This is a genomic window from Neobacillus mesonae (genome assembly GCF_023715155.1).
Taxonomy (GTDB): Bacteria; Bacillota; Bacilli; order Bacillales; family Cytobacillaceae; genus Neobacillus; species Neobacillus mesonae_A.
Genome location: NZ_JAMBNQ010000007.1, coordinates 30,575 through 54,328, shown reverse-complemented (window position 1 = coordinate 54,328; position 23,754 = coordinate 30,575). Strand labels below are relative to the sequence as shown.

Below are 23,754 nucleotides of genomic sequence, written 5' to 3'. Positions count from 1 at the left end.
ACCACCTATGTAATTTAGTGTCAACTAGGAAATTTAAAAATAATAAGAATTCATACCTAAAATATTTATAGTCAATTATTACTACTCAATATTTATTTATTAATTTCAAATTTATTAAAAAAGGGCCTAAAACCCAAATTGATTTTAGGCCAAATAATCTATTTTTCTTAGATTCTATTTAACTCCATATGCCTTGAAATTAGATTTTACATATTCTAAGTAATTCAAAGAATATGCATTTGCCTTGAGAGCATCATTTGCACGTGATTTAGCTGTAGAAAGTGATTCTGTGGCAATTGATTCGCCAAGCTTAGTCCCTGCTAGGATATTTTGCTGTTCTGCTGTTTGGACATAGTTACGCAGGACGGTTAATTGATTAGCAGGAATTTTTTCTGATTTGTAGGCTGCAAGCAGTTCTTTTAATTTAGTTATTTTCACTTTTGCCTCATCATTTGTTGCTTTTGCTTTATTTAAATCCTCATTAATTGAATCCTTTGTCGCATTTTGACTTATTTTAGCTAAAGCTGCTTTAATACTATCTTGAGCAAGTTTGCTCTTTTCAACAGCTGAAGTTACGATTGGCATCATATCTTCAGATTGTTGTTCAGGACTCTTGATTTCAAAGTTAATGGTTTTCACCGCTTCATTTCCTGCATGGTCTACCGCTGTTAATGAAATAGTGTGTTTACCTGGAGTAGTTACTTCAGGCAACCTTACGCTATCCCCATTATTTTTAACTTCAGCGTTTGCATCAATCTTATAGGTGATATAACGGATACCAGCTTCATCATCACTTGAAGTAAAGTTTACCTTTACTGGTTCTGTATATACTGTCCCTTCCGATACACCCGTTGAAGTAATTGAAGGTTTAACATTGTCAGTAGGAGTTAAGGCAATATTTAAATCTGTTACAGGAGGCGGGATGATTACTTCATCACTAGTTTTACTAGCGAATCCCGAACGGCTTACAACTACCCTGTATTTTCCTGCAGCTGCATCCCAAGCATACCTGCCATCTTCTCCTGAGGTTTGAGGATTCGTAATTGGTGACATTCTGCCAGGATAAGCTTCTTCACTCATATTTACCCAAGTTCCAATTTCTGGATCAAAATATTGTAACACTACTTTTGCACCTGGTAATTTCCAATCTTCGCCCTTATTCGCATTATAAATAAAACCGCTTGGATCAATTAGAACAACTGGAAATTCTTGAGATGGACCTGTAGTATTATCTGGATAGCGCGGAGTAATTGTTATGGTCATAGGTGACTCCCAAAGTCCCACACGACTCGGTGTAAAGGTATGCGACCAATCCACTCTATTCGTAGAATCCATATCATGTCGGTATGTCGTTCCATTTCCATCCGTTGCAACTAATGTCACTCCTGCTGCCTGCGGATCATCAAAAGAAGCATTGATTGTTACTGGGCTTACCCGTCCTGTAATTGGAGTACCATCTGCGGAAACTCCATTACTTCCTCCAAGAGTGATATTTGGTGGAACGACCGGTTCAAGCGCCTCTACTTCATAATCTGCAGTTGCAAACGGTTCATTTGAACCATCGGCAATTGCTTTAACGGTTATTTTATGTTTACCTGCCTTTGTTAACTTAAGTTTCCAGGAAGATTGTGAAGTTGTGCCTCTTTGAACATCTCCTAACGAGTGCTGAGAATCGTTATTAACAAGTGTTACCCCTGGCTCAGCTTCAAGTACCAATCTAACATTATTTAAAGTAGACTGAGAATTGTTTGTAAAATATGAAATTAGGTTAAACGGTGTAGTGGACCACTCTTCATACGTTAATTTATTTCTTCCGCTTAATACAAGTGCACGGTCTCCACCAACTCCCGGTCTGCCATAAAAGGTGGTAATAATTTTTTGTTCACCTGGAGCCAATGCTTTTGGATTCCACCACATTCCTACCGCACTATCACCTGTTTGGGATCCAGGGCTGATTCTATAATCCCATTTCGTACCATTAATACTGCCCCATCTTGCAATGGTGAAACGGTCAGGTGTAGAAACATTACGACCGCTCATTGTGAATTGAGCACTAATGTCAGGATTATCAAAATTATTAAATACCTGCCAAAACGCTGGAACTTCATCACCCAGATAATCCTTTTCATAATTTATAGATTCTACTCCATTTGCACCAGGGACTTTAAAAGGTGCGGAATCATTTCTATCAACCATTGTGTCAAGCATTATCCTTAAACCGACATCATGATTTTCAGTACCGGTATTCGTTATGATATATCTAATTTGCAAAGCATCCGGGAGCCCAGTAGCAGGATTAATTGATGGCTGTAAAACTTGCTTTACAGTAATATCACCACTTTTCCAGATTGACTCATTTTTAGTATTATTGTCTTCATTTGTCGGAGCCTTTGTGAAAACTCCATCCGGATTATTTCCGTAGACTAAGTCTTTTCCGTCAATTTTGAGAGTGGTAAATGATGTATTTGGCGATGACGGCCAACTATATATAATGTTATACCAATTATCTGAATCTACTCTTTTTAGACCAGCATTAAACCTTCCTGTCGACCCAACCAATGCCTGAACAAAATCATTTCCAATATTACCTGAGTTAAGAGCCGCCATTTTTAATGTTGAAGACTGAGATGGAAAAGGTGTTTCCTTAACATTCTTCGTTTCCTCCTCAGCCCCTAAAACTACGCTTTGAATCAAGGTAAACATAGCCATAACTAAAACTAGTGTTACAGACAACTTTTTTCTAAATTTTCGTCCCATTTCTAACCTCCTACCCAAAAATAAATTATCTTTTAAACTTAGACTACAGTTAGATTCCATCAACCACCTCCCTTAATTCTTGTTTATTAATTTGATTAATGCTATCAACTTAAAATAGATTCCCTATTATGAACTATAACCCCATAATTTGTTCTTAAATAAGAACAAAATTATTATATTCTTATTTAAGGGATTTATAAACTAAATTTATTAGTCAAAAACTCCTATGGATTATTCATTTTCTTCCTCTTTTCGACTTTTTTAAACAAAAGTTTCAAATGAAATAAATTTATGTATAAATATCTAAATCCATTGACATACCGCAAAATTTGTAGTAAATTTTAAAAATAATCGAATATATAGTTTTCTTATCAAGAGAGGTTGAGGGAAGGGCCCGATGACACCTCAGCAACCTTCAATGGCAGTTTCATTGAAAAGGTGCTAAGTCCTGCAAATACTCATTTGCAAGATAAGAAGAATGACAATTGAGTAATTTACAAAAGTCTTCTTCTTATAAGAAGGCTTTTTTTAATGTAATGGCCTAGCGCCAGTAAAAACAATAAAAAAAGCCGCATCATTACATTTCAAAGGGAGCATGCATTATGTATAAAATTGACACAAAATTAGCCCAAATCGGAAACCGCAGTGAGAATGTTACAGGAACGGTGAATCCGCCGGTATATTTTTCAACCGCTTTTCGTCATGCGGGAATCGGGCAGTCTACGGGGTTTGATTATTCGCGAACCGGAAATCCGACGCGGCAGCTTCTTGAAAAAACAATTGCTGATCTAGAGGAAGGCGATCAAGGTTATGCCTGCAGTTCAGGTATGGCGGCGATTTTTACCATCCTTTCCTTATTTAAATCCGGAGATGAATGGTTAGTGAGCGAGGATTTGTATGGCGGAACCTATCGTTTATTAGAGCAGGGGTTCAAAAAATGGGGATTGAATTGTCATTATGTTGATACCTGTCGTCCGGAAGTCGTTGAAAGCAGCATCACACCGCAGACAAAGGCGATTTTCCTGGAGACACCAACCAACCCACTTATGCAGCAGGCAGATATTGCAGCGATTGCGGATATTGCCAAGCGTCATGGTGTTTTACTGATTGTCGACAACACGTTCTATACCCCGCTGTTGCAGCAGCCAATTAAGCTTGGTGCTGATATTGTCATTCATAGTGCAACGAAATATTTAGGCGGTCATAATGATGTCCTTGCCGGATTGATTGTCGCAAAGGGTGAGGAACTTTGTAAGGAATTAGCTTTTCACCACAATGGTGCCGGAGGAGTTCTTAGTCCATTTGATTCTTGGTTATTAATGCGCGGAATGAAAACTTTGTCGCTTAGAATGGAACGGCATGAGAAAAATGCAAAAGCCGTTGTGGAATTTCTTTCAAACCATGAATCTGTTACAGATGTGCTTTATCCAGGGAGAGGCGGAATGGTTTCTTTTAGAGTCAAGGATGAAACAATGGTCAATCCATTTTTGCAAAACTTACAGCTGATCTGTTTTGCCGAAAGCTTAGGCGGCACAGAAAGCTTTATCACTTATCCAGCCACACAGACCCATGCCGATATTCCGTTGGAAAGACGTCTTCAGCTGGGTGTTGACAATTGTTTATTACGTTTTTCAATTGGAATTGAAGATGCAGATGATATTATTCACGACCTTAATCATGCTTTAGCAAAAGTGAATGAAGAATTAACTGTTCAAAAATAAAGGAAGCTCCGAACATTGGGCTTCATATATTACTCAGCATCATGATTCCAGATTTCATTTACACAAGCATAGAAAAGCAGTCAGAATGAGTTGGTACTGCAGCAAGGAGAATGATGATGAACTTATTAGAAAAATTAAAAAGTGAAATTTTAATTGCAGATGGTGCAATGGGAACCCTGCTCTACTCATATGGCACAGATTGCTGTTTTGAGGAATTAAATCTTTCCCACCCAGAGCAAATTCAAACCATTCACCGTGCCTATATTGACGCAGGTGCCGACGTCATTCAGACCAATACCTATGCGGCCAATTATTTAAAATTAATGCGCTATGGTTTGGAAGATTCGGTGAAGGAAATTAACAGTGCGGCGGTCCGCCATGCCAAGGCAGCCGCCGGTTCCAATACATTTGTTCTTGGGACCCTTGGAGGGAACCGCGGGGTTAAGCCCGATTCCATTACAATAGAAGAAATTAAGCGCAGCTTCCGTGAACAGCTCTATTGCCTCCTACTCGAAGGAGTGGATGGCTTGCTGCTTGAAACTTTCTATGATTTGGAGGAGCTTGAAACGGTTTTGGCGATTGCACGAAAGGAAACCAAGCTGCCGATTATTGCCCAGGTTTCACACCAAGAACCGGGAGTTCTCCAGAACCGGACTCCTGTCAATGATGCCTTGAAACAGCTTGAAGGGCTTGGTGCTGATGTCGTCGGTCTCAACTGCAGGCTTGGCCCGCACCATATGTTACTTTCACTGGAGCAAATTGAACTGCCTAAGCATGCATTTCTTTCTGCCTATCCAAATGCCAGTCTGCCAGCTTATACGGACGGGAAATTCCATTATGATGGGGATGCCAATTATTTTCAAAAATCAGCTCAAAGCTTTCGCGAGCAGGGCGTCCGGCTATTAGGCGGATGCTGTGGTACAACACCAGAGCATATTAAGGCATTTGCGGCAGGTCTCAAAGACCGCACTCCCGTAGTTGAGAAAGTGGTTAAATTTGAACGGAAACAACTATCTGTGAAAGAGCATGCTCCAGAACGGGAATATGAGCCGCTCCATGAAATTGTAAAAGAACGTCCTTCTATTATTGTAGAATTAGATCCGCCAAGGAAACTGAATACGGATAAATTTTTCGAAGGGGCAAAGGCGTTTAAAAAAGCCGGGATTGATGCCCTGACACTTGCAGACAATTCCCTGGCAACGGTAAGAATTTCGAATGAATCATTAGGCTATTTAGTGAAGCAGGAACTGGGAATGCGCCCGCTTATCCACCTTGCCTGCCGTGACCGCAACATCATTGGACTGCAATCTCATTTAATGGGGCTTCATACACTTGGGTTGAATGACGTGCTCGCCATTACTGGTGACCCTGCAAGAGTCGGCGACTTTCCTGGGGCATCTTCGGTTTATGATGTTTCATCTTTTGAGCTGATCCAAATGATTAAGCAGCTGAATGAAGGATTATCTTTTTCCGGGAAAGATTTAGGGGCTAAAACAGCGTTTAGCGTGGCTGCTGCCTTCAACCCAAATGTCCGCTCTGTTGAAAAAGCGGTAAAACGCTTGGAGAAAAAAATCAGCTATGGGGCTGACTACTTTATTTCCCAGCCTGTTTATTCCGAGAAAAAGCTGCTGGAAGTCTATGAAAATACGAAACATTTAGAAACACCTATTTATATCGGTTTAATGCCATTAACAAGCAGTAAAAACGCCGAGTTCCTTCATAATGAGGTGCCTGGAATCAAGATTGCCGATTCGATTCGCGAGCGGATGTTTGCCTTAAATGACAATCCGCTTCAGGCTGCAAGAGAAGGAATTGAAATTACGAAACATTTAATTGATACTGCCCTTGATTTATTCAATGGAATCTATTTGATTACACCGTTTTTACGATATGAACTTACACTTGAACTGGCCCTTTACACCAAAGAGCGGGCGAATGTTCTAAGGGGGAACAGCTATGCCGAAAATACCATTTACTAATCAATTAAAAAAACGCATCCTCGTTATGGACGGTGCCATGGGAACAATGCTCCAGCAGGCTGACCTGTCTGCCGATGATTTTGGCGGCGAACAATATGAAGGCTGTAACGAAAACTTAAACTTAACTGCACCTGACGTGATTGCGAAAATCCACCGCGAATACTTGGAAGCGGGAGCCGATATTATTGAAACCAATTCATTTGGCGGCACCAGCATTGTTCTTGATGAATATGATCTTGGTTTTAAAGCTTATGAAATTAATAAAAAATCCGCACAGATTGCTGTACGTGAAGCGGAAAAAGTATCGACTGAGGATTGGCCCCGCTATGTGGCTGGTTCGATGGGACCTACAACCAAAACATTAAGCGTCACCGGCGGAACAACCTTTGATGCCCTGGCCGAATCTTATGAAGAACAGGCTATCGGGTTAATCGACGGCGGTGTTGACCTTTTGCTTCTCGAAACAAGCCAGGATATGCTGAATGTCAAAGCAGGCTTTGTCGGAATTCAAAACGCTTTTTCCAAAACAGGCAAAACTCTGCCTCTCTTTATTTCTGGAACGATTGAGCCAATGGGAACGACTCTTGCAGGACAATCAATTGAAGCATTCTTTATTTCTGTTCAGCATATGAATCCCGTTGCTGTCGGCTTGAACTGTGCAACCGGCCCGGAATTCATGCAGGACCATATCCGCTCTCTTTCAGGCTTGGCTTCAACAGCCGTCAGCTGTTATCCAAACGCCGGACTGCCTGATGAGGAAGGACATTACCATGAAACACCGGAAACATTAGCGAAGAAACTATCTGATTTTGCTGCCCATGGCTGGCTGAATATTGTCGGCGGTTGCTGCGGCACCACACCAGATCATATCCGGGCGATTTCTACAGCCATGAAAGACTTTGCTCCAAGGGAACTAAAAGATTCTTCTATCCACATGGTTTCCGGCATTGAGCCATTCATATATGATGACCCAACACTCCGCCCTATTTTTGTCGGCGAACGGACCAATGTCATCGGCTCCCGTAAGTTTAAACGGTTAATTGTGGAAGGAAAATTTGAAGAAGCAGCGGAAATTGCCCGTGCTCAAGTAAAAGGCGGGGCCCATGTGATCGACCTTTGCTTAGCCAACCCTGACCGTGATGAGCTTGAAGACATGGAGAATTTTATCAAAGAAGTCGTGAAAAAGGTAAAAGTACCGCTTGTGATCGATTCAACTGATGAGAAGGTTATTGAAAGAGCCCTGAAATATTCACAAGGGAAAGCAATTATCAATTCAATTAACATGGAAGACGGCGAGGACCGGTTTCAAGCCATTGTTCCGTTAATCCACCGCTATGGTGCGGCGGTTGTAGTTGGAACCATTGACGAAGAAGGAATGGGTGTTTCAGCTGAGCGGAAATTGGAAATTGCCAGACGTTCCTACGATATTTTAGTCAATAAATATAAAGTAAACCCGCAGGATCTTATTTTTGACCCATTGGTCTTCCCTGTCGGCACCGGGGATGCGCAGTATATCGGCTCTGCGAAAGCGACCGTTGACGGAATCAGATTGATTAAAGAAAATCTTCCTGGTGTTCAAACGATTCTTGGGATAAGTAACGTATCGTTCGGTCTGCCTCCGGTCGGCCGTGAAATCTTGAATTCAGTCTTCCTGTACCACTGTACACAAGCTGGTCTTGATTATGCGATCGTGAATACCGAAAAGCTTGAAAGATTTGCCTCCATTTCGAAAGAGGAAGTGGAATTAGCCGAAAACTTATTATTTAAAACCAATGATGAGTCACTTGCGGTATTTACTGATTTTTACCGTGATAAAAAGAAGGAATCGAAAAAGACTGTTCTCAATTTAAGCCTTGAAGAGCGTCTTGCTTACTATGTTGTGGAAGGAACAAAAGAAGGACTGCTGCCTGATTTGGAATTAGCTTTGGCTAAGTACCCTGCCCCGCTTGATATTATTAACGGTCCATTGATGGACGGAATGGCGGAAGTCGGCCGATTGTTTAATGATAATCAGCTGATTGTTGCTGAGGTGCTGCAAAGTGCGGAAGTAATGAAAACGGCGGTCTCATTCCTTGAGCCTCATATGGAAAAAGGCGATGTCTCAGCATCGAAGGGGAAAGTTATATTAGCAACCGTTAAAGGTGATGTCCATGATATCGGGAAGAACCTGGTAGACATTATTTTGAGCAATAACGGCTACGATGTTCATGACCTGGGAATTAAAGTGGCACCCGCTGATTTGATTAAAGCTATCCGGGAGGAAAAGCCGGATATCATCGGTCTTTCTGGACTTTTGGTAAAATCAGCACAGCAAATGGTTTTAACCGCTCAGGATATGAAAGCAGCAGGAATCTCTCTTCCTATCCTTGTCGGCGGTGCTGCCCTGTCTCGGAAATTCACTGATACAAAAATTGCAAAGGAATACGACGGACTTGTTCTTTATTCAAAAGATGCGATGAACGGTTTAGCCCTTGCCAATCAGGTCCAGACACCTGGAGAAAAGGAAAAGCTGTTTGCAGAAAAAGAGGAAAAATTGGCAAAAGCCAATATACCGGTTGATCTGCCTGCACGCCCTGCTTCATCTGTCGCAGTAAAAACAAAACCGGCCATTTCAACAGAAGTTCCGGTATTTGTTCCAAAAGATACAAAACGCCATGTGATTACCTCGTATTCCTTGGGCCATATTGAACCATATATTAATATGCAGATGCTGCTTGGTCATCATTTGGGCGTCAAAGGGAAAATCGCCAAGTTATTGGCAGAGAAAGATGAGAAGGCATGGAAAGTTAAAAATATGGTAGATCAGCTGATCGCTGATGCTGGTGCAAATGAATGGATCACACCACGTGCTCTATATCAATTTTTCCCAGCACAGTCAGATGGGAATAAAATCTATATTTATGACCCTGAAAATCATAGCAAGATCATTGAAACCTTTGATTTTCCGCGTCAGGACGCAGCACCAAATCTCTGCTTAGCTGATTTCTTAAAATCAGTCGACAGCGGAGTAATGGATTATGTTGGATTCTTTACCGTTACAGCTGGCAGAGGGATCCGTGAGGTGGCAGATAAGTTAAAGGCAGACGGCCGCTTCTTGGAGTCCCACGCCTTGCAGGCATTGGCGCTTGAGAGTGCGGAAGGCCTTGCCGAGTTCATTCACCGGCAAATGCGCGACCGCTGGGGCTTCCCAGATTCACTGGACTTCACGATGCAGGACCGGTTTGCTGCTAAATACCAAGGCCAGCGTTTCTCCTTTGGCTATCCTGCCTGTCCTGAATTAGAGGATCAAAAGAAACTATTTGGCTTGCTTCATCCGGAAGAAATCGGTGTTCAGTTAACCGACGGCTGCATGATGGAACCGGAAGCATCTGTTTCGGCGATTGTATTTGCCCATCCAGAGGCTAGATATTTTAATGTGCTGCGATAAGTTAATATGATTTTGATGTATCCCGTGGGAATCCGATTTGCGATTCCGCGGGATTTTTCTTTTATACCGCTTAATGTAGACCGGTATCCCCAATTGAATTGACTTCCGCTTTTTGCAACCGCTTATCCGCTAATTAGAATGCTTTCCGCTATTTGCTGACTGCTTTCCGACAATTATATTGCCTTCGCTATTTGCGGAGTACATTACACCGGCTTTAGGAATGTTTCCGCAAAAAGAAACTGATTCCCGGATTATCCCTAGGTCCTAGGAACTAATTTTTATTTACAAACGGTAAGTCTTATAATAAAATTCTTATTAAAGAACAATTAATAAAAAATAAAGAACGCTTTCTAAAGGGGGATGTATGTTAATTAGAAATTTATTCTTTTTCATGGTCTTAGGTTGGGTTTTGCTATCCCCTGCTTCCGCCTATGCATCATCAGATGATGATGCCAAATTTTTTGATACGTCTTCTTTTACCAGCATTCTTTCATACTTGCATTTAGATGGGGAAAATTATCAAGATTATAGCAGTGATAAAAATGACTTTAGCTCTTATGATAATTACAAGAATGACAAAAATTGGTGGGGGAGTTTTTGGGACTGGTTGTGCGATTATGACAAAGGGGATTATCATAATGGCGGAGATAACAATCAGTGCACGGATCAGAAAAAATGGAGCTGGGGTAATGATGATGGCTGCCTAGACTCTGCAGAAATTTGGAAAAAATGGTATTGCAATTAGGTTTTTTAAGGCGGGATGGGTGTTCATTCTGCCTTTTTTTCTTGCCTTGATACTGAATACTCTCCCGCAGGCCCCTTGACATTTCCTCATATACCCACTATACTTACCTAGGTAACTAATTAATGTATCGGAGCATTTCATGACCAACCACCAATTATTTCATACTCTTCACCAGCTATCACGACATCTCACCAACAAACTCAATGAGACATTAAAACCAATGGGGTTATACGGTTCGCAATGGGCCGTTATTTTTATTTTACAAAAAAAAGGCTCATTAACCCAAAAAGAATTATGTGACTATCTGTTTGTTGAAGCACCGCCGATGACACGCACGATTCAGCGTCTCGTTAAACAAGGATATGTCCGGCAATTACCCGGTCAGGACAGACGGGAGAAACATATTCAATTAACTGAAGAGGCACTACAGGAGTATCCAAAGTGGGAGCAGGCTGTCAATAAAATGAATCAGGACCTGCTTCAATATCTGCCGGAGGGCTCGGGGGAAGTGCTTTTCACACTCCAAAACAACTGGTTAAAACAACTACTAAAAGGAGAGGATTAAATGGACCAGCCTAAATTATGGACGAAAAACTTTATCAGTATTTCGTTAAGTAACTTTTTTGTTTTCTTTGCTTTTTATATCCTGCTGGTCACATTGCCCAGCTATGCATTAGATCAATTACATACAAGTGCATCTATGGCAGGATTAATGACCACTATCTTTTTGCTTTCTGCAATTGTATCACGTCCACTTGCAGGACAATGGCTTGAGCGTGCTGGAAATAAAAAGGTGCTGCTTACAGCTGTTATTGTATTTGCAGTTGCTTCCCTTTTTTACTTTTTCCCTTCCACCATTACCGGCTTTTTAATTATCCGCCTTTTACACGGTATCGGATTTGGGATGGCCACAACCGCCATTGGGGGAATTGTAGCTGATATCATCCCAGCATCACGCCGTGGTGAAGGAATGGGGTATTTCGTTTTATCAACAAATATGGCCATGGTATTAGGACCCTTTATTGGACTAATGACGATGCAGCAATGGGGTTCCCAAATACTATTTGTTCTTGCGGTCATTATTTCCTTTGGTTCATTATTCGCTGCTCTCAGTGTTAAGGTTACGGAACCGGAAAAGAACGATGAGATTGAAGTTTTATCTTCGTTCTCCTTTAAAGGATTATTTGAATTATCGGCCGTTCCAATTTCCGTTGTCGGCAGTTTTATGGCCATTGTTTATTCGTCGCTTCTGTCGTTTATCTCAATCTACGCTAGTGAAATTCATGTAGAAAGTGCTGCCAGCTTATTCTTTGTGGTTTATGCAGTTGTTCTATTGCTTTCACGGCCTTTTACAGGAAAATGGCTGGATACTTACGGTCCAAACGTGATTACTTTTCCTTGTGTCGCATTGTTCGGGATTGGAATGTTCATTTTAAGCCAAAGCGGCAGTGCTTTTACCTTCTTGCTATCTGCTGGAATTATTGGACTTGGCTGGGGAACTCTTTTTCCAACATTCCAAACCATCGCGATTTCAAATGCCGAGCCTCGAAAAAGAGGATTGGCCACAGCCACCTTCTTGTCTATTTATGATACAGGGATGGCCCTTGGCTCATTTATCGTCGGCTTGATTGCTGCACATATGAGTTACAGTTCACTGTTTTTCGTTTTCTCGTTCTATGTTTTAATCGGAGGCGTGCTTTATTATTTCCTTCATACGAAGAGGACAAAGAAAGCTGCTGAAAAGGTTCCTAGCAAACAGCAAGTGCACGAAATGTAACTTGGTTGATATTAATATTGGTCCTGTAGCTTTTTGCTATGGGACTTTTTATTTTTTACTATTTTTGTCTATAGACCATTCCTATGCGACTGGTTCTTACTTTTTCACACCATCTTATGGAACTGCTTATTACTTTTCCGCACCATTTTGTCCCATTGGCCTTTCCTATGGACTGCTAATTACTTTTCCACACATTTTATCCCATAGAGGCCTCTCCTATGCGACTGTTTCTTATTCCCCTGAACTACTTCTGTCCCATAGACAGCTTCTATAGGACTGGTCCTTCCTATCACAAAACCCTTTTTGCCCCATAGACCCAATAACTATTTTACTGTCATCGCCAAAAGCTTTATCAGCCTGCCCCTTTCCAAATAGAACCGCTGTGCCTCCTCTATTGACACCTTGCTAAACATAATTTTAGTTCCAGGCACTGCCTGGGCAAGCAGGGGCAAATCCGCAGATATAACGGTGCCGATTCTTGTGTAACCGCCGGTGGTTTGCCGGTCTGCCATAAGGATGATGGGCTGACCGCTTGCCGGGACCTGGATGCCGCCTAATGGAACAGGATCTGAAATAATGTCAGGGCCATTGATATGCTCAAGCTTGGGACCCTTTAGCTGATAGCCCATCCGGTTGGATTTTGGTGTAACCGTATACGTTTCCGAAAAAAAACGGATGATACTCTTTTCAGAAAACATCTCCTCGTGGGGACCTATGATCACCCTGATGTTTAGCTCTTTTTCAAATTGTGGAATAAGCCCGGGATGCAGCGATTTAAACGGCTTTCGGATCACGGGACTTCCTGATAAACGATCTCCTTTTTGCAGTGCCCTTCCCTTATATCCGCCAAACCCGCTGCTTAAAAAAGTGGATTTGCTGTCCAGCACCACCGGTACATCGATTCCTCCGGCAATGGCTAAGTAAGCTCTTGCCCCATTAACGCTTGGACCTATTTGGAGTTTCTGTCCTTTTTTCAAAAGGAAACTCTTCCACATCGGTACTTTTCGCCCGTCCACTTTAGGTGAAAAGCCGCCGCAGACAGCTATCACTATATCTGTCAATGCCTCTAATTCCGGACCGATAAAAGAAGCTTCCAGCACCGCTTCCCCGACGGCATTTCCAACTAATATATTCGCAATCTGCATTGAAAAGGAATCCATTGCACCTGATGGACTGATTCCATATTGCTGATAACCATGTCTCCCCAGGTCTTGAACGGTCGTTTGCAGCCCTGGCTTTATCACCTTTAATATTGCTGTCATTCGTTACGCCAGCTTTTTCTAATGGAGATCTTTTCTTTGGCAAAAGCATTCCTTAATCTCCCCACAAATTCCAGTGCCTGCGGTTCATCGCCGTGAACACAAATGGTGTCGGCTTTTATCACCATATCCATTCCATTAACATCCTCGACACAGCCCTCCTCCACCATTCGAATGGCCCGTGAAATAGCCAGAGCTGGATCATGAATCATGGAGTTTTTGTCCGACCTCGGTGTCAAAGTTCCGTCAGGCTGATAAGTTCGATCGGCAAACACTTCTTCAGCTGTTAAAAGCCCTTTTTCCCTGCCCGCACGTACTAATTCACTGCCGGCAAGGCCGTATAATACTAAGGATGAATCAAAGTCTGCAACCGCTTGGGCAATGGCTGCAGCAATTTCTACGTCCTTAGCTGCCATATTATACAACGCCCCGTGCGGTTTTACATGAGAAAGCTCAGTATCGCAGGCTTTACAGACCGCTGCTAATGCCCCGATTTGATAAACGATAAAATGATATATTTCTCGAGGTGTACATTTCATTTCCCTTCTGCCGAAACCAGCAAGATCCGGAAAGCCAGGGTGCGCACCAATTCTCACCCCATGATTTTTCGCTAATCTTACCGTTTCAAACATGACATTGTGGTCACCCGCATGGTAGCCGCAGGCAATATTGGCGGAGGAAATATACTTTAATACCTCGTGATCATTACCTACTTTAAATGCCCCGTAACTTTCTCCAAGGTCACAGTTCAAATCAATCATGTTCACAACTCCTTATGTACGTTTTAACCCTATATTTTTTCTTTTCAACTAAATTTTTAATTCTAGTAAACTCCTTTTTATCTACTGGAAAAAACTTAATATAATTCCCCATTGTAAATAGACTTGGCGGTGTATTGTGGATGTCAAACAGTTTCACAGGGGTGATCCCGAGAATTCTCCACCCCGATGGAACCGATCCTGGATAGATCCCTGTCTGCTTCCCGCCAATTCCAACAGACCCAGCTGCTACACTTAGTCTTGGATGCTCTAGTCTTGGTACCGAAAGCTTCTCTGAAAGGCCGCCTAGATAGGGAAATCCGGGGATAAATCCCATCATATAGATAAGGTATTCTTGACTGGAATGAAGGTCGATTACCTCTTCTTCCTTCAATTTATGATATTTTGCAATATAGGCCAGATCAGTCCCAGTTTCTCCGCCATAATAAACCGGAATTTCATAAACGATTGGCTGATATCTGGCTTCCGGGGGTAAAGTATTATAAACCTCTTCCAATTTGCCGGCCAGCTCGTTATAAGAGATGATGTACGGAAGATAATAAATAGCGACCGTGTTATAGGCTGGGACATACTCTGAGATTCCCTTTATCTTTTCAACCTCCAGCACGGAAATGAAGCGCTTGATTTTCTGATGGGTTGCGATACTAATATCATTGCTGAATGAAACCCGGATGGCTGCATCACCAAGCGGCTTGATCTCAAACATAACTATCACCTAGTTTCCTTTGACTTTACCGTATATGGAAGCTTGAAAAAATTCAAGTCTAACTTTCTTCGAATTCCTAAGATTCCAAATCAAGCAGTTTATTTTACTTTTAGCATTTCTTGGATAATAATAATGGTGTTATGAAAATCTTATTTGGAGGTATTACAATGTATGATGTTGTTGTAATCGGTGCCGGTCCTGCCGGGGCGAGTGCAGCTCTTTTTACAGCTAAGGCTGGCAAAAAGACACTTGTGGTTGATAATGACAAAAGTGTTACCAAAAGAGCTTGGCTTTTAAATCATTATGGTGTAAAAGATATTACAGGGCCAGACCTTGTTGCAATTGGTAAAGAACAAGCACGCAGCTTTGGTGCTGAGTTTGTTGCAGCTACTGTTACTAATATCAGTAAAACAGACAATGGTGTAAAAGTAGAAACAGACGGCGAGCAATATGAAGCTAAACACGTGATCGTAGCAACTGGAATGATGGCAGATCTTGCTGAAAAGGCTGGTCTTAACACAAAACCTGGTACTGAGCCAAGAGTGAAAACCATTCTTGACGTTGATACTGCTGGAAAAACAAATGTTGAGGGTGTATGGGGCGCTGGCACCATTGCTGGTGTAAGCATGCACACGATTATTACAGCGGGCGATGGAGCAAAAGTGGCAATCAATGTTATTAGTGAAATAAATGGCGAACGCTATGTTGACCATGATATTTTAAAATCATAAATAGTTGATGAAAGTCCTCGTTTTTCCTGAGGGCTTTTTCTATACCCTGAATTCCCCCGTTCAACATTTTTATTGACAGTTTAAGCTGCTTCCCTTTAAAATCGCTATATATTTCAAAAAATTTCTATTTTTAAGGGGATTTTACATGATTAATAAAAATACTAATATTAATTTGGTAGTGACCGGCCTGTTACTGGCCATTCTCATGTCAGCCATGGATAACACGATTGTGGCTACAGCGATGGGAACGATTGTTTCTGACCTGGGAGGCCTGGACAAATTTGTATGGGTCACATCTGCCTATATGGTCGCGGTGATGGCGGGAATGCCGATTTTTGGAAAGCTGTCGGATATGTATGGACGGAAACGCTTTTTTATTTTTGGATTAGCGGTATTTTTGATTGGTTCTTCTTTATGCGGTCTTGCTCAATCCATTGTCCAACTAAGTATTTTCCGGGCGATTCAGGGAATTGGCGGCGGTGCTCTGATGCCGATTGCTTTTACAATTGTATTTGATATTTTCCCGCCTGATAAACGTGGAAAAATGACTGGCCTACTTGGAGCTGTTTTTGGTACATCAAGCGTCTTGGGGCCGCTTTTAGGCGCTTATATTACAGATACAATCAGCTGGCACTGGATTTTCTATGTCAATATCCCGCTTGGCTTGATTTCTATTATTCTTATTATCCGCTATTATCATGAATCCTTACAGCATTCCAAACAAAAGATTGATTGGCTTGGAGCGGTTACATTAGTCATTTCGGTTGTCTGCCTTATGTTTGCACTAGAATTGGGCGGTAAGGAATTCGCTTGGGACGGGGCACCCATTATCAGCTTGTTTGCAGGCTTTTTCATTTTGTTTGTCTTGTTTTTCATAGCAGAAATGAAAGCAGAGGAACCGATTTTGCCTCTTTGGCTGTTTAAACGCAGGCTGTTTGCCGCTTCTCAAATTCTTGCCTTTTTATATGGCGGCACGTTTATCATTTTAACTGTATTTATTCCCATTTATGTTCAAGCGGTATATGGAGGCAGTGCTAAAAATGCCGGGTTGATTCTGACGCCAATGATGCTTGGTTCAGTTGCCGGCAGTGCGATTGGCGGTATCTTTTCAACCAAAACCTCGTACCGGAATTTGATGATTTTATCCATCATTTCATATGTGGCGGGGATGTACCTGCTTGGGACGATGACCGTTGAAACGGCCAGATGGCTGCTTACTTTGTATATGATTATTGTAGGCTTTGGGGTCGGTTTTTCATTTTCACTGCTTCCGACAGCCTCGATTCACAATCTAGAACCGCGATTCCGCGGCACAGCTAATTCAACCAATTCCTTTCTGCGCTCATTTGGGATGACACTTGGCGTTACCATCTTTGGAACCATTCAGAACAACGTATTTACCGACCAATTAAAAGAAGCATTTAAGGGAATGAGCGGGGCAGGGGGGCAAACTTTTAAAATGGGAGATCCACGTGAAATATTCGAGGCAAGTGAACGGGCGAAAATTCCGGGTTTTATCCTAGACAAGATTGTTCATGCCATGTCAGCTTCGATTACTCAAACCTTCCTGCTCGCTTTAATTCCAATTGCGCTTGCCGCAGTTACTATCTTTTTCATGGGGAAAGCGCGCATTGAAGAAACGAAAGAGACCGTCAAAGGATAATAAAGAATGCACTGGAACCAAATGTTCCAGTGCTTATTTTTTATACTGCTAAATCTTTGCCCTCTTCTACAATATGGAATAATAGGTGGGCTAGATGATGAATCGGACCGTATTCCTGCTCTTCATCCTCTTCATCCATTTCCTCAGCAAATTCCAGATCATTTAGATACAAGGCCATAAACTCGTAAAAATCACTTAATTGAAACGCATAACAAGCAGATGGATCCTCATTGTCCTCTTCATATTGAAGCATCATATAGGAAATCGTGCCATCCTTATCGGCACCATCAAAAAATACGAAAAAGCCGATGTTCGTATCGAGTTCAAATAAATGACGTGTTCCGCCTTCGGTTGCTTTTTCAAAATCCGCTTCACTCAATTTTTGAATCTGCATTGTATCGACATTGTCTTCTTGATGGAAACTTACCACAAATGATTTCATAAAAATCCTCCTTTAACTAACACACATAGTACAAGTATACCCTAAATTCCCATGAAACATTTCCGGTTTTTTCCCGAGAAAAAAATCCCTGACATCAGGGATTTTACAATCAGCCTACAGGAGGAAGAATTGGAATGGATTGGACACTGTTTACTGCTGCTGTATCTGTTGTTTTTGGTGCTTCAACACCCTTATTCGTTGTAAAAATAAAAACCAATGATATTGATACCAATAATACTGCTAACTTTTTCATAGATGGTGCCTCCTTAGTTATTCAGTTATTTTACTCAAATATTTAACTGCTTCTGCTGCCTTTCCTTCCTGGTTATAAAAATCGGCAAGCTTTTTATAAAAAAGAAATAAATAATCTGCATGTTCATTTGATTCTTCTAAATAAGGGATAACCCTTGTTTCCAAAAACTTCAAACCCTTCGCCGGTGCTGTGATATAAAGCAGATAAAATTCCGCTAATAACCAAAGTTTCTTTATGCCAAACTTCTTGGCTAATGTATATACCTCTTGAAAACATTCCCTTGCTTTCTCATCAGAGTGAAGAGAATAATGGAGTTCTCCAATGACATAGAGGGTTACGAGATAATCTTGATTTTGGGCCGGCTGGATGGCTAAACTTTTTTCAAAATAATAAAGGGCCTTTTTCGAATTACCCATTTTTTGCTGCAAATTGCCCATATTGTGAAAGATCTGCGGCAGCAAGCTTTCCTCCTGTAAAATTTCAGCATTTCGAATCAAATGCTGAAAGCAGGATTCGGCCTCTTCCAAAATATTAGAATGAGTGTAATTGATCCCCAATAGCATAAGGGTATGAAGAATCCGAATAAAATTATACTCACTCATGAAAATTTGCAAAGCCATTTTGCCAAAATGAATAGCATACCCTGATTGCTCAAGTGATGTTTTGATTAACGCAAGATGATAATAAAATTCACCGCTTGTCGTATCATGTTCATTTTCCATATATAACATTTCAAGTATCTCATCAGCCTGTCTGTACTGACCCTTTAATATTAAAAATACCGCATTATAATACCGAAATAAATAGTCTTCATGTTGGGAAAAATTTTTCTTTTGTTTTTGTAAGTGATCCCTTTTCTGTACCGCTTCGTCCAGCAATCCTTTAAATAATAGATATCTATATTTATATAGTTCCCACATATAAATATACTTGGAAAATGGTATAAGATGTTCGATTTCTTGTAACTTCTGAAACGTTTGTTCCACCTTTTCTGTTAAAAAAAAGTTAATATGGCTGCTGAATTCCCTTAAAAGAAATTTAATTTGCTCCTCGTTCTCTTCCACTTCCTCCATGCTGATGTTTAAGCGTTCCAGCAGAAGAGCGATGGTTTCTTCGTTAGCTTCCTTAGAATTATTCTCTATTTTACTTAAGTGAGGGACTGAACAAATCCCCTTCGCAAGCTCTCCTTGGGTCATTCCCTTCTGGGTGCGATAGAATTTAATCATGGCTCCAAATTCCATAACTTTACCACCTGGCTAGTCTATGTTTTTTCATTATTTTACACTATTGCTGAAATAATTTCTAATTTATTTAAAAAGTTGGGAAAATTATATTTTTTACAAAATTTGCAGAGGAAATGTCGAAAAAAAAAGAAACCAGCCCATATGGACTGGCAGCTGTTCAAAAGTATTTCTTTTTCCAAAAAATAAATGCCGTTAAACAAGCAAAAACTCCTGCTATGACAAGCGGGATGACATAAGAATAAGCAACATGCTGAAATGGGATATCAACATTCATCCCATAAAAACTTGCCACCATTGTCGGTAATGCAAGAATAATAGTTATCGAGGTTAAAAACTTCATAACGATGTTCAAGTTATTCGAAATGATAGAAGCAAAAGCATTCATCATGCCTGTTAAAATCGTATGATACGTTTCAGCCATCTCAATAGCCTGTGTTTTTTCAATAATGACGTCTTCTAATAAATCTTTATCTTCTTCATACATTTTTACGTAATTAAAACGCAAAATTTTATCTAAAACAACTTTATTGGATTTTAACGAAGTCGTAAAATAGACCAAACTTTTTTCCAATGCTAAAAATGCATATAGTTCTTTATTTTTTAATGATTGATGGACCACTTTTTCAATTTCATTGGTTTTCTTATTAATCTGCTTTAGGTAACGAAGATAGTAAGATGAAATCATAAATAATAGCTGCAGGGCAAACCGTGTCTTTTTAAAGGTAAAGAACTCCTTCACACGATTTCTGCGGAATTCATCAATAATCGGGGAATCCTTCAAGGAAACCGTTATAATATTTTCCTGAGTTAAAATAATGCCGATTGGAATGGTTTCATATACGGCCATTCCGGTTTCATCATGAACGATATAGGGAAAGTCGACGATAATATAAACCCTGCCGTCATCCCGTTCAATACGCGGGCGTTCTTCATCGTCCAATGCATCTTTAATAATATCAATGTCAACCTGGGCATCATGTGATACTTTGTTAATCTCTTCTGCTGTTGGGGCATACATATTGACCCAGCAGCCTTTTGAGACTGCATCAACCTTTTCCAATTCCCTGGTTTCTGTGCTTTTATAAATTTCTAACATGTAAAAACCTCCTCGCATAGCTTAATTGAGGAAGCCAACAACCCTTTGAGAGATGATATTCTTGAATATAAGTTCAAAGAAAAGATTGACTTCCCCCCACCTACTTCCAGGGTCTGGATCCATGGAATAACTCAAAAATATCAACTCCCTTACATGTTCAAAGTGTGTAAAACCAGCAGTAGAAAATACCGCTGGTTATCTTCATCATTCTATTTTATCATAAACCCCTTTTCTTGAAACTACAAACCATTATTTCTTTTCCGGAAAATATGGATTTAAATGAATCAGTACCTCACGCACATTGTCATATTGATCCATTATTTTTCCTTTTATCTTTTTAGCAAGGTCATGCCCTTCTTTAATGGTTTTATAGTGGTCAATGGAAATCCGCAGATCCACCAACACATAATGTCCATGCTCTCTAGCTCTAATTCGGTCAATCCGCTTTACTTCTGGAAATTCGTTAATAATAGCAATATATTCTAGAATCGTTTCCGTGTTAATATTACGCTCCAATAAAATATCGAATGCTTCTGTTAACATGTCTTTAGCAATTCGAAATATTAAATAGGCGACAAAAATACTTGCAACTTTATCCCCGTAAAGCAAAAAATGAATAGCCAGCCGATCGCCCATAATTGATAAAAGCACTCCAATGGCCGCGGCAATGGATGCGACAATATCGGCTTTGTGGTCATAAGCGATGGCCTCTATCGCTTTACTGCTATTCTCCTGTGCTACCTTCATTGAACTGCGGTACAAAACCAGTTTGGCAGCAAAAGAAAAAAGGGCAACCCACACTGCCAAGACACTCGGTGATTCCACTTTTTCAAAAAAGCCGGAAACCCCTTCATAAACAACATAAAGGGAAACAAGGAGAAGAAGAATCCCGACAATCTCCGAAACAATTACTTCTGCTTTTCCATGTCCATATGGATGCTCCTTATCTGCAGGCTTATTGGCTATTTTAATCACCAGTAAAACAATGACAGAAGCAAATACATCGGCAGCAGAGTGAATCCCGTCTGCAAATACAGCATCACTTTTTCCATACCAGCCAATTATGATTTTCCCTAATGTAAGGATCAAATTGCTTATCACACTGATCCAGGCAATTTTCTTCGCAAGGGCTTCTCTCATGATGACCATTGTAATTAGTAACCACCTTTTAACAAACCTTTAGAACACTAGCAACTATACCGCAATTAATGCCTGAAAACAACTGAGGCGGTAATATTTGGAGCTGGTTTTGCTGATTATTACCACTGGTGTGCTGGGGCATTGGATTGGGGATTTTTGGCTTTATGTTACACGGTTGTTCAGCCTTGGGACTATGGGAAATCAAACTTTAATTTTACCGTTGAGACCCGTTTCAGCTGCTTCTTGGGCAAAATCAGGCCCTTTTTTTACGGTTGAAGCCCGGTTCCTCTACCTTTCGGGCAGAAACAGTTTTTCATTTTTACCGCTCCTATCCTTTTTAATCATCATCCGGCAAAATCAGGCCCCCTTTTTTACTGCCAAGCCCTCAACACTCACCTTTCGGGAAAAATCATATCTTTATTTTTACCGCTAAGGTCCATCTCTTCACCTCTCTGGTAAAATCAGGCTTTTATTTTTACCGATGAGATCCTTCTAACCTACCTCCGGGGCAGAATCAGGCCCTTTTTTTAACGATGGAGCCCCCAACATCCACCTTTCGGGCAAAATCAAGTCTTTATTTTTACCGCTAAGGTCCTTCTCATCTCCTCTCGGGTAAAATCAGGCTTTTATTTTTACCGGTGAGATCCCTCTAACCTACCTCCGGGGCAAAATCAAGCCCTCTTTTTTACCGCCGAAGCCCTCAGCATCCTCCATTCGGGCAAAATCAAGGCTTTTTTTTACCGCTAAGGTCCTTCTCATCTCCTCTCGGGTAAAATCAGGCTTTTATTTTTACCGATGAGATCCCTCTAACCTACCTCCGGGGCAAAATCAGGCCCTTTTATTAACGATGGAGCCCCCAACATCCACCTTTCGGGCAAAATCAAGTCTTTATTTTTACCGCTAAGGTCCTTCTCATCTCCTCTTGGGTAAAATCAGGCTTTTATTTTTACCGATGAGATCCCTCTAACCTACCTCCGGGGCAGAATCAGGCCCTTTTTTTAACGATGGAGCCCCCAACATCCACCTTTCGGGCAAAATCAAGTCTTTATTTTTACCGCTAAGGTCCTTCTCATCTCCTCTTGGGTAAAATCAGGCTTTTATTTTTACCGATGAGATCCCTCTAACCTACCTCCGGGGCAGAATCAGGCCCTGTTTTTAACGATGGAGCCCCCAACATCCACCTTTCGGGCAAAATCAAGGCTTTATTTTTACCGCTAAGGTCCATCTTGTCTACCTCTTGGGAAGAATCAAGCCTTGATTTTTACCTATGAGTCCCGTTTCATCCATCTCTGGGTAAAATCATGTTCTAGATTCCCCACCAAAGCCCATAACACCGCTATTCAGGCAAAATCAGCTCCATATTTTTACCGGGAAGGCAGCCTTAGATCCTGTTCGGGCAAATTCATTCCTTTTCACTGTCTTTTTCCTGCTTCATCATCTCAATATCTTCTACAATAGAAATCCTATTAATTTGATCATGAAGAAAGTGGAAGGCTTCATCAAGCTCTTCACGAGATGGAAAATGATTTTCTTTGTTCAATGCCCTCATCTCCTTTCAATTTATTCCGTCTTAACTAGCATTAAAACTCCCGCGCCTCAAGATTATGAGTAAACGAAGAAGTCAGGTGGGGGATCAACCGCCGGTAAAGCTCCGATTGGTTCAACTAACCATCAGCGGAGGAGAAGAAAACAAAACCTCCGCTGATGGAAGTTTCACTTTATATGAGTAATAATAAACAAAATAGACGAAAATACGGTTGAATCCATTTTAAAAAGGAGTGTTTCAATTGGATAAACAAAAACAGAAAGCAAATCCCAAAAAAGAGGTAGCCGGGAGCTTTTATCATCCAAGTTACTATCAGGAAAAAGATACTCTTTCTTCCGGGTTGGCAGAGACACATGAGCAAGTTAGTGATGTCTATGCAGAAGGTGAAATTGGCGCTGTTGTTGATAATATAGATGGTAATGATATTCCATTGAACAGCAATGACCAAGGATAAAAGCAGAGAAAACAGCTTTTCAATCGAAAGCTGTT

20 protein-coding genes and 1 riboswitch are annotated in these 23,754 nt (G+C 40.9%); of the genes, 10 read left to right on the top strand and 10 right to left on the bottom strand.

All coding sequences use genetic code 11. The features are described 5' to 3' along the window. Nucleotides 1-174 precede the first annotated feature (174 nt). Nucleotides 175-2,757, bottom strand: coding sequence for a carboxypeptidase-like regulatory domain-containing protein (locus M3183_RS08865; RefSeq protein WP_251468622.1), 2,583 nt, complete (start codon nt 2,755-2,757; stop codon nt 175-177). Nucleotides 2,758-3,122: 365 nt separating this feature from the next. Next, nucleotides 3,123-3,233, top strand: a riboswitch (SAM riboswitch). 126 nt (nt 3,234-3,359) lie between these two features. Between M3183_RS08865 and M3183_RS08860 the strand changes: the two genes are divergently transcribed. From M3183_RS08860 to M3183_RS08835, 6 genes are all read left to right on the top strand, one after another. Next, nucleotides 3,360-4,478 carry a methionine biosynthesis PLP-dependent protein gene (locus M3183_RS08860; protein ID WP_251468621.1) on the top strand — a complete coding sequence of 373 codons (1,119 nt, stop codon included), beginning with the start codon at nt 3,360-3,362 and terminating at the stop codon, nt 4,476-4,478. A 116-nt stretch (nt 4,479-4,594) separates the two neighbouring features. Continuing rightward, on the top strand, nt 4,595-6,457 hold the full coding sequence (locus M3183_RS08855; RefSeq protein ID WP_251468620.1) for a bifunctional homocysteine S-methyltransferase/methylenetetrahydrofolate reductase: 1,863 nt from the start codon (nt 4,595-4,597) through the stop codon (nt 6,455-6,457). Then, nucleotides 6,435-9,884: a methionine synthase gene (gene metH / locus M3183_RS08850; RefSeq protein ID WP_251468619.1), complete on the top strand. Its 3,450-nt coding sequence runs from the start codon at nt 6,435-6,437 to the stop codon at nt 9,882-9,884. The genes M3183_RS08855 and metH overlap by 23 nt, the downstream gene beginning before the upstream one ends. Before the next feature lie 364 nt (nt 9,885-10,248). Then, nucleotides 10,249-10,629, top strand: coding sequence for a hypothetical protein (locus M3183_RS08845; RefSeq protein WP_251468618.1), 381 nt, complete (start codon nt 10,249-10,251; stop codon nt 10,627-10,629). Between the two features lie 139 nt (nt 10,630-10,768). Beyond that, nucleotides 10,769-11,194: a MarR family winged helix-turn-helix transcriptional regulator gene (locus tag M3183_RS08840; RefSeq protein WP_251468617.1), complete on the top strand. Its 426-nt coding sequence runs from the start codon at nt 10,769-10,771 to the stop codon at nt 11,192-11,194. After that, nucleotides 11,195-12,406: an MFS transporter gene (locus M3183_RS08835; RefSeq protein ID WP_251468616.1), complete on the top strand. Its 1,212-nt coding sequence runs from the start codon at nt 11,195-11,197 to the stop codon at nt 12,404-12,406. Nucleotides 12,407-12,729: 323 nt separating this feature from the next. Here M3183_RS08835 and M3183_RS08830 read toward each other — a convergent pair whose 3' ends face one another. Genes M3183_RS08830 through pxpB form a run of 3 tightly spaced genes read right to left on the bottom strand, consistent with a single transcriptional unit; the run spans nt 12,730 to nt 15,150 of the window. Then, nucleotides 12,730-13,668 (bottom strand): 5-oxoprolinase subunit C family protein, encoded by a 939-nt coding sequence (locus M3183_RS08830; RefSeq protein ID WP_251468614.1) that lies wholly within the window; start codon nt 13,666-13,668, stop codon nt 12,730-12,732. Next, on the bottom strand, nt 13,665-14,426 hold the full coding sequence (locus M3183_RS08825; RefSeq protein WP_285879139.1) for a LamB/YcsF family protein: 762 nt from the start codon (nt 14,424-14,426) through the stop codon (nt 13,665-13,667). The genes M3183_RS08830 and M3183_RS08825 overlap by 4 nt, the downstream gene beginning before the upstream one ends. Further along, a complete protein-coding gene (gene pxpB / locus M3183_RS08820) occupies nt 14,419-15,150 on the bottom strand; it encodes a 5-oxoprolinase subunit PxpB (RefSeq protein ID WP_251468612.1) in 732 nt (243 codons plus the stop codon). Before pxpB ends, M3183_RS08825 begins: the two co-directional genes overlap by 8 nt. 167 nt (nt 15,151-15,317) lie before the next feature. On the opposite strand from pxpB, the gene M3183_RS08815 reads away from it, so the two are divergent. Both M3183_RS08815 and M3183_RS08810 read left to right on the top strand, forming a co-directional pair. Beyond that, nucleotides 15,318-15,881, top strand: coding sequence for an FAD-dependent oxidoreductase (locus M3183_RS08815; protein WP_251468610.1), 564 nt, complete (start codon nt 15,318-15,320; stop codon nt 15,879-15,881). 145 nt (nt 15,882-16,026) lie between these two features. Further along, nucleotides 16,027-17,544, top strand: a complete 1,518-nt coding sequence (locus M3183_RS08810; RefSeq protein ID WP_251468608.1) for an MDR family MFS transporter — start codon at nt 16,027-16,029, stop codon at nt 17,542-17,544. A 40-nt stretch (nt 17,545-17,584) separates the two neighbouring features. On the opposite strand, the gene M3183_RS08805 is transcribed toward M3183_RS08810, so the two are convergent. The 5 genes from M3183_RS08805 to M3183_RS08785 form a co-directional block, all read right to left on the bottom strand. After that, nucleotides 17,585-17,986 (bottom strand): cytosolic protein, encoded by a 402-nt coding sequence (locus tag M3183_RS08805; RefSeq protein WP_251468606.1) that lies wholly within the window; start codon nt 17,984-17,986, stop codon nt 17,585-17,587. A gap of 109 nt (nt 17,987-18,095) precedes the next feature. Further along, nucleotides 18,096-18,239, bottom strand: coding sequence for a hypothetical protein (locus M3183_RS08800; RefSeq protein WP_251468604.1), 144 nt, complete (start codon nt 18,237-18,239; stop codon nt 18,096-18,098). 17 nt (nt 18,240-18,256) lie between these two features. Continuing rightward, nucleotides 18,257-19,480 (bottom strand): tetratricopeptide repeat protein, encoded by a 1,224-nt coding sequence (locus M3183_RS08795; RefSeq protein WP_251468602.1) that lies wholly within the window; start codon nt 19,478-19,480, stop codon nt 18,257-18,259. 160 nt (nt 19,481-19,640) lie between these two features. After that, on the bottom strand, nt 19,641-20,579 hold the full coding sequence (locus tag M3183_RS08790) for a magnesium transporter CorA family protein (RefSeq protein ID WP_251468600.1): 939 nt from the start codon (nt 20,577-20,579) through the stop codon (nt 19,641-19,643). A 249-nt stretch (nt 20,580-20,828) separates the two neighbouring features. After that, nucleotides 20,829-21,728, bottom strand: coding sequence for a cation diffusion facilitator family transporter (locus tag M3183_RS08785; RefSeq protein WP_251468599.1), 900 nt, complete (start codon nt 21,726-21,728; stop codon nt 20,829-20,831). Nucleotides 21,729-21,816: 88 nt separating this feature from the next. Here M3183_RS08785 and M3183_RS08780 point away from each other — a divergent pair, with 88 nt between their 5' ends. Further along, entirely contained in the window at nt 21,817-22,152 is a 336-nt protein-coding gene (locus M3183_RS08780; protein WP_251468596.1) for a hypothetical protein, read from the top strand. 969 nt (nt 22,153-23,121) lie between these two features. Here M3183_RS08780 and M3183_RS08775 read toward each other — a convergent pair. Then, on the bottom strand, nt 23,122-23,259 hold the full coding sequence (locus M3183_RS08775; RefSeq protein WP_251468595.1) for a hypothetical protein: 138 nt from the start codon (nt 23,257-23,259) through the stop codon (nt 23,122-23,124). A 247-nt stretch (nt 23,260-23,506) separates the two neighbouring features. Between M3183_RS08775 and M3183_RS08770 the strand changes: the two genes are divergently transcribed. After that, nucleotides 23,507-23,719, top strand: coding sequence for a YozQ family protein (locus tag M3183_RS08770; RefSeq protein WP_251468593.1), 213 nt, complete (start codon nt 23,507-23,509; stop codon nt 23,717-23,719). Nucleotides 23,720-23,754 lie beyond the last annotated feature (35 nt).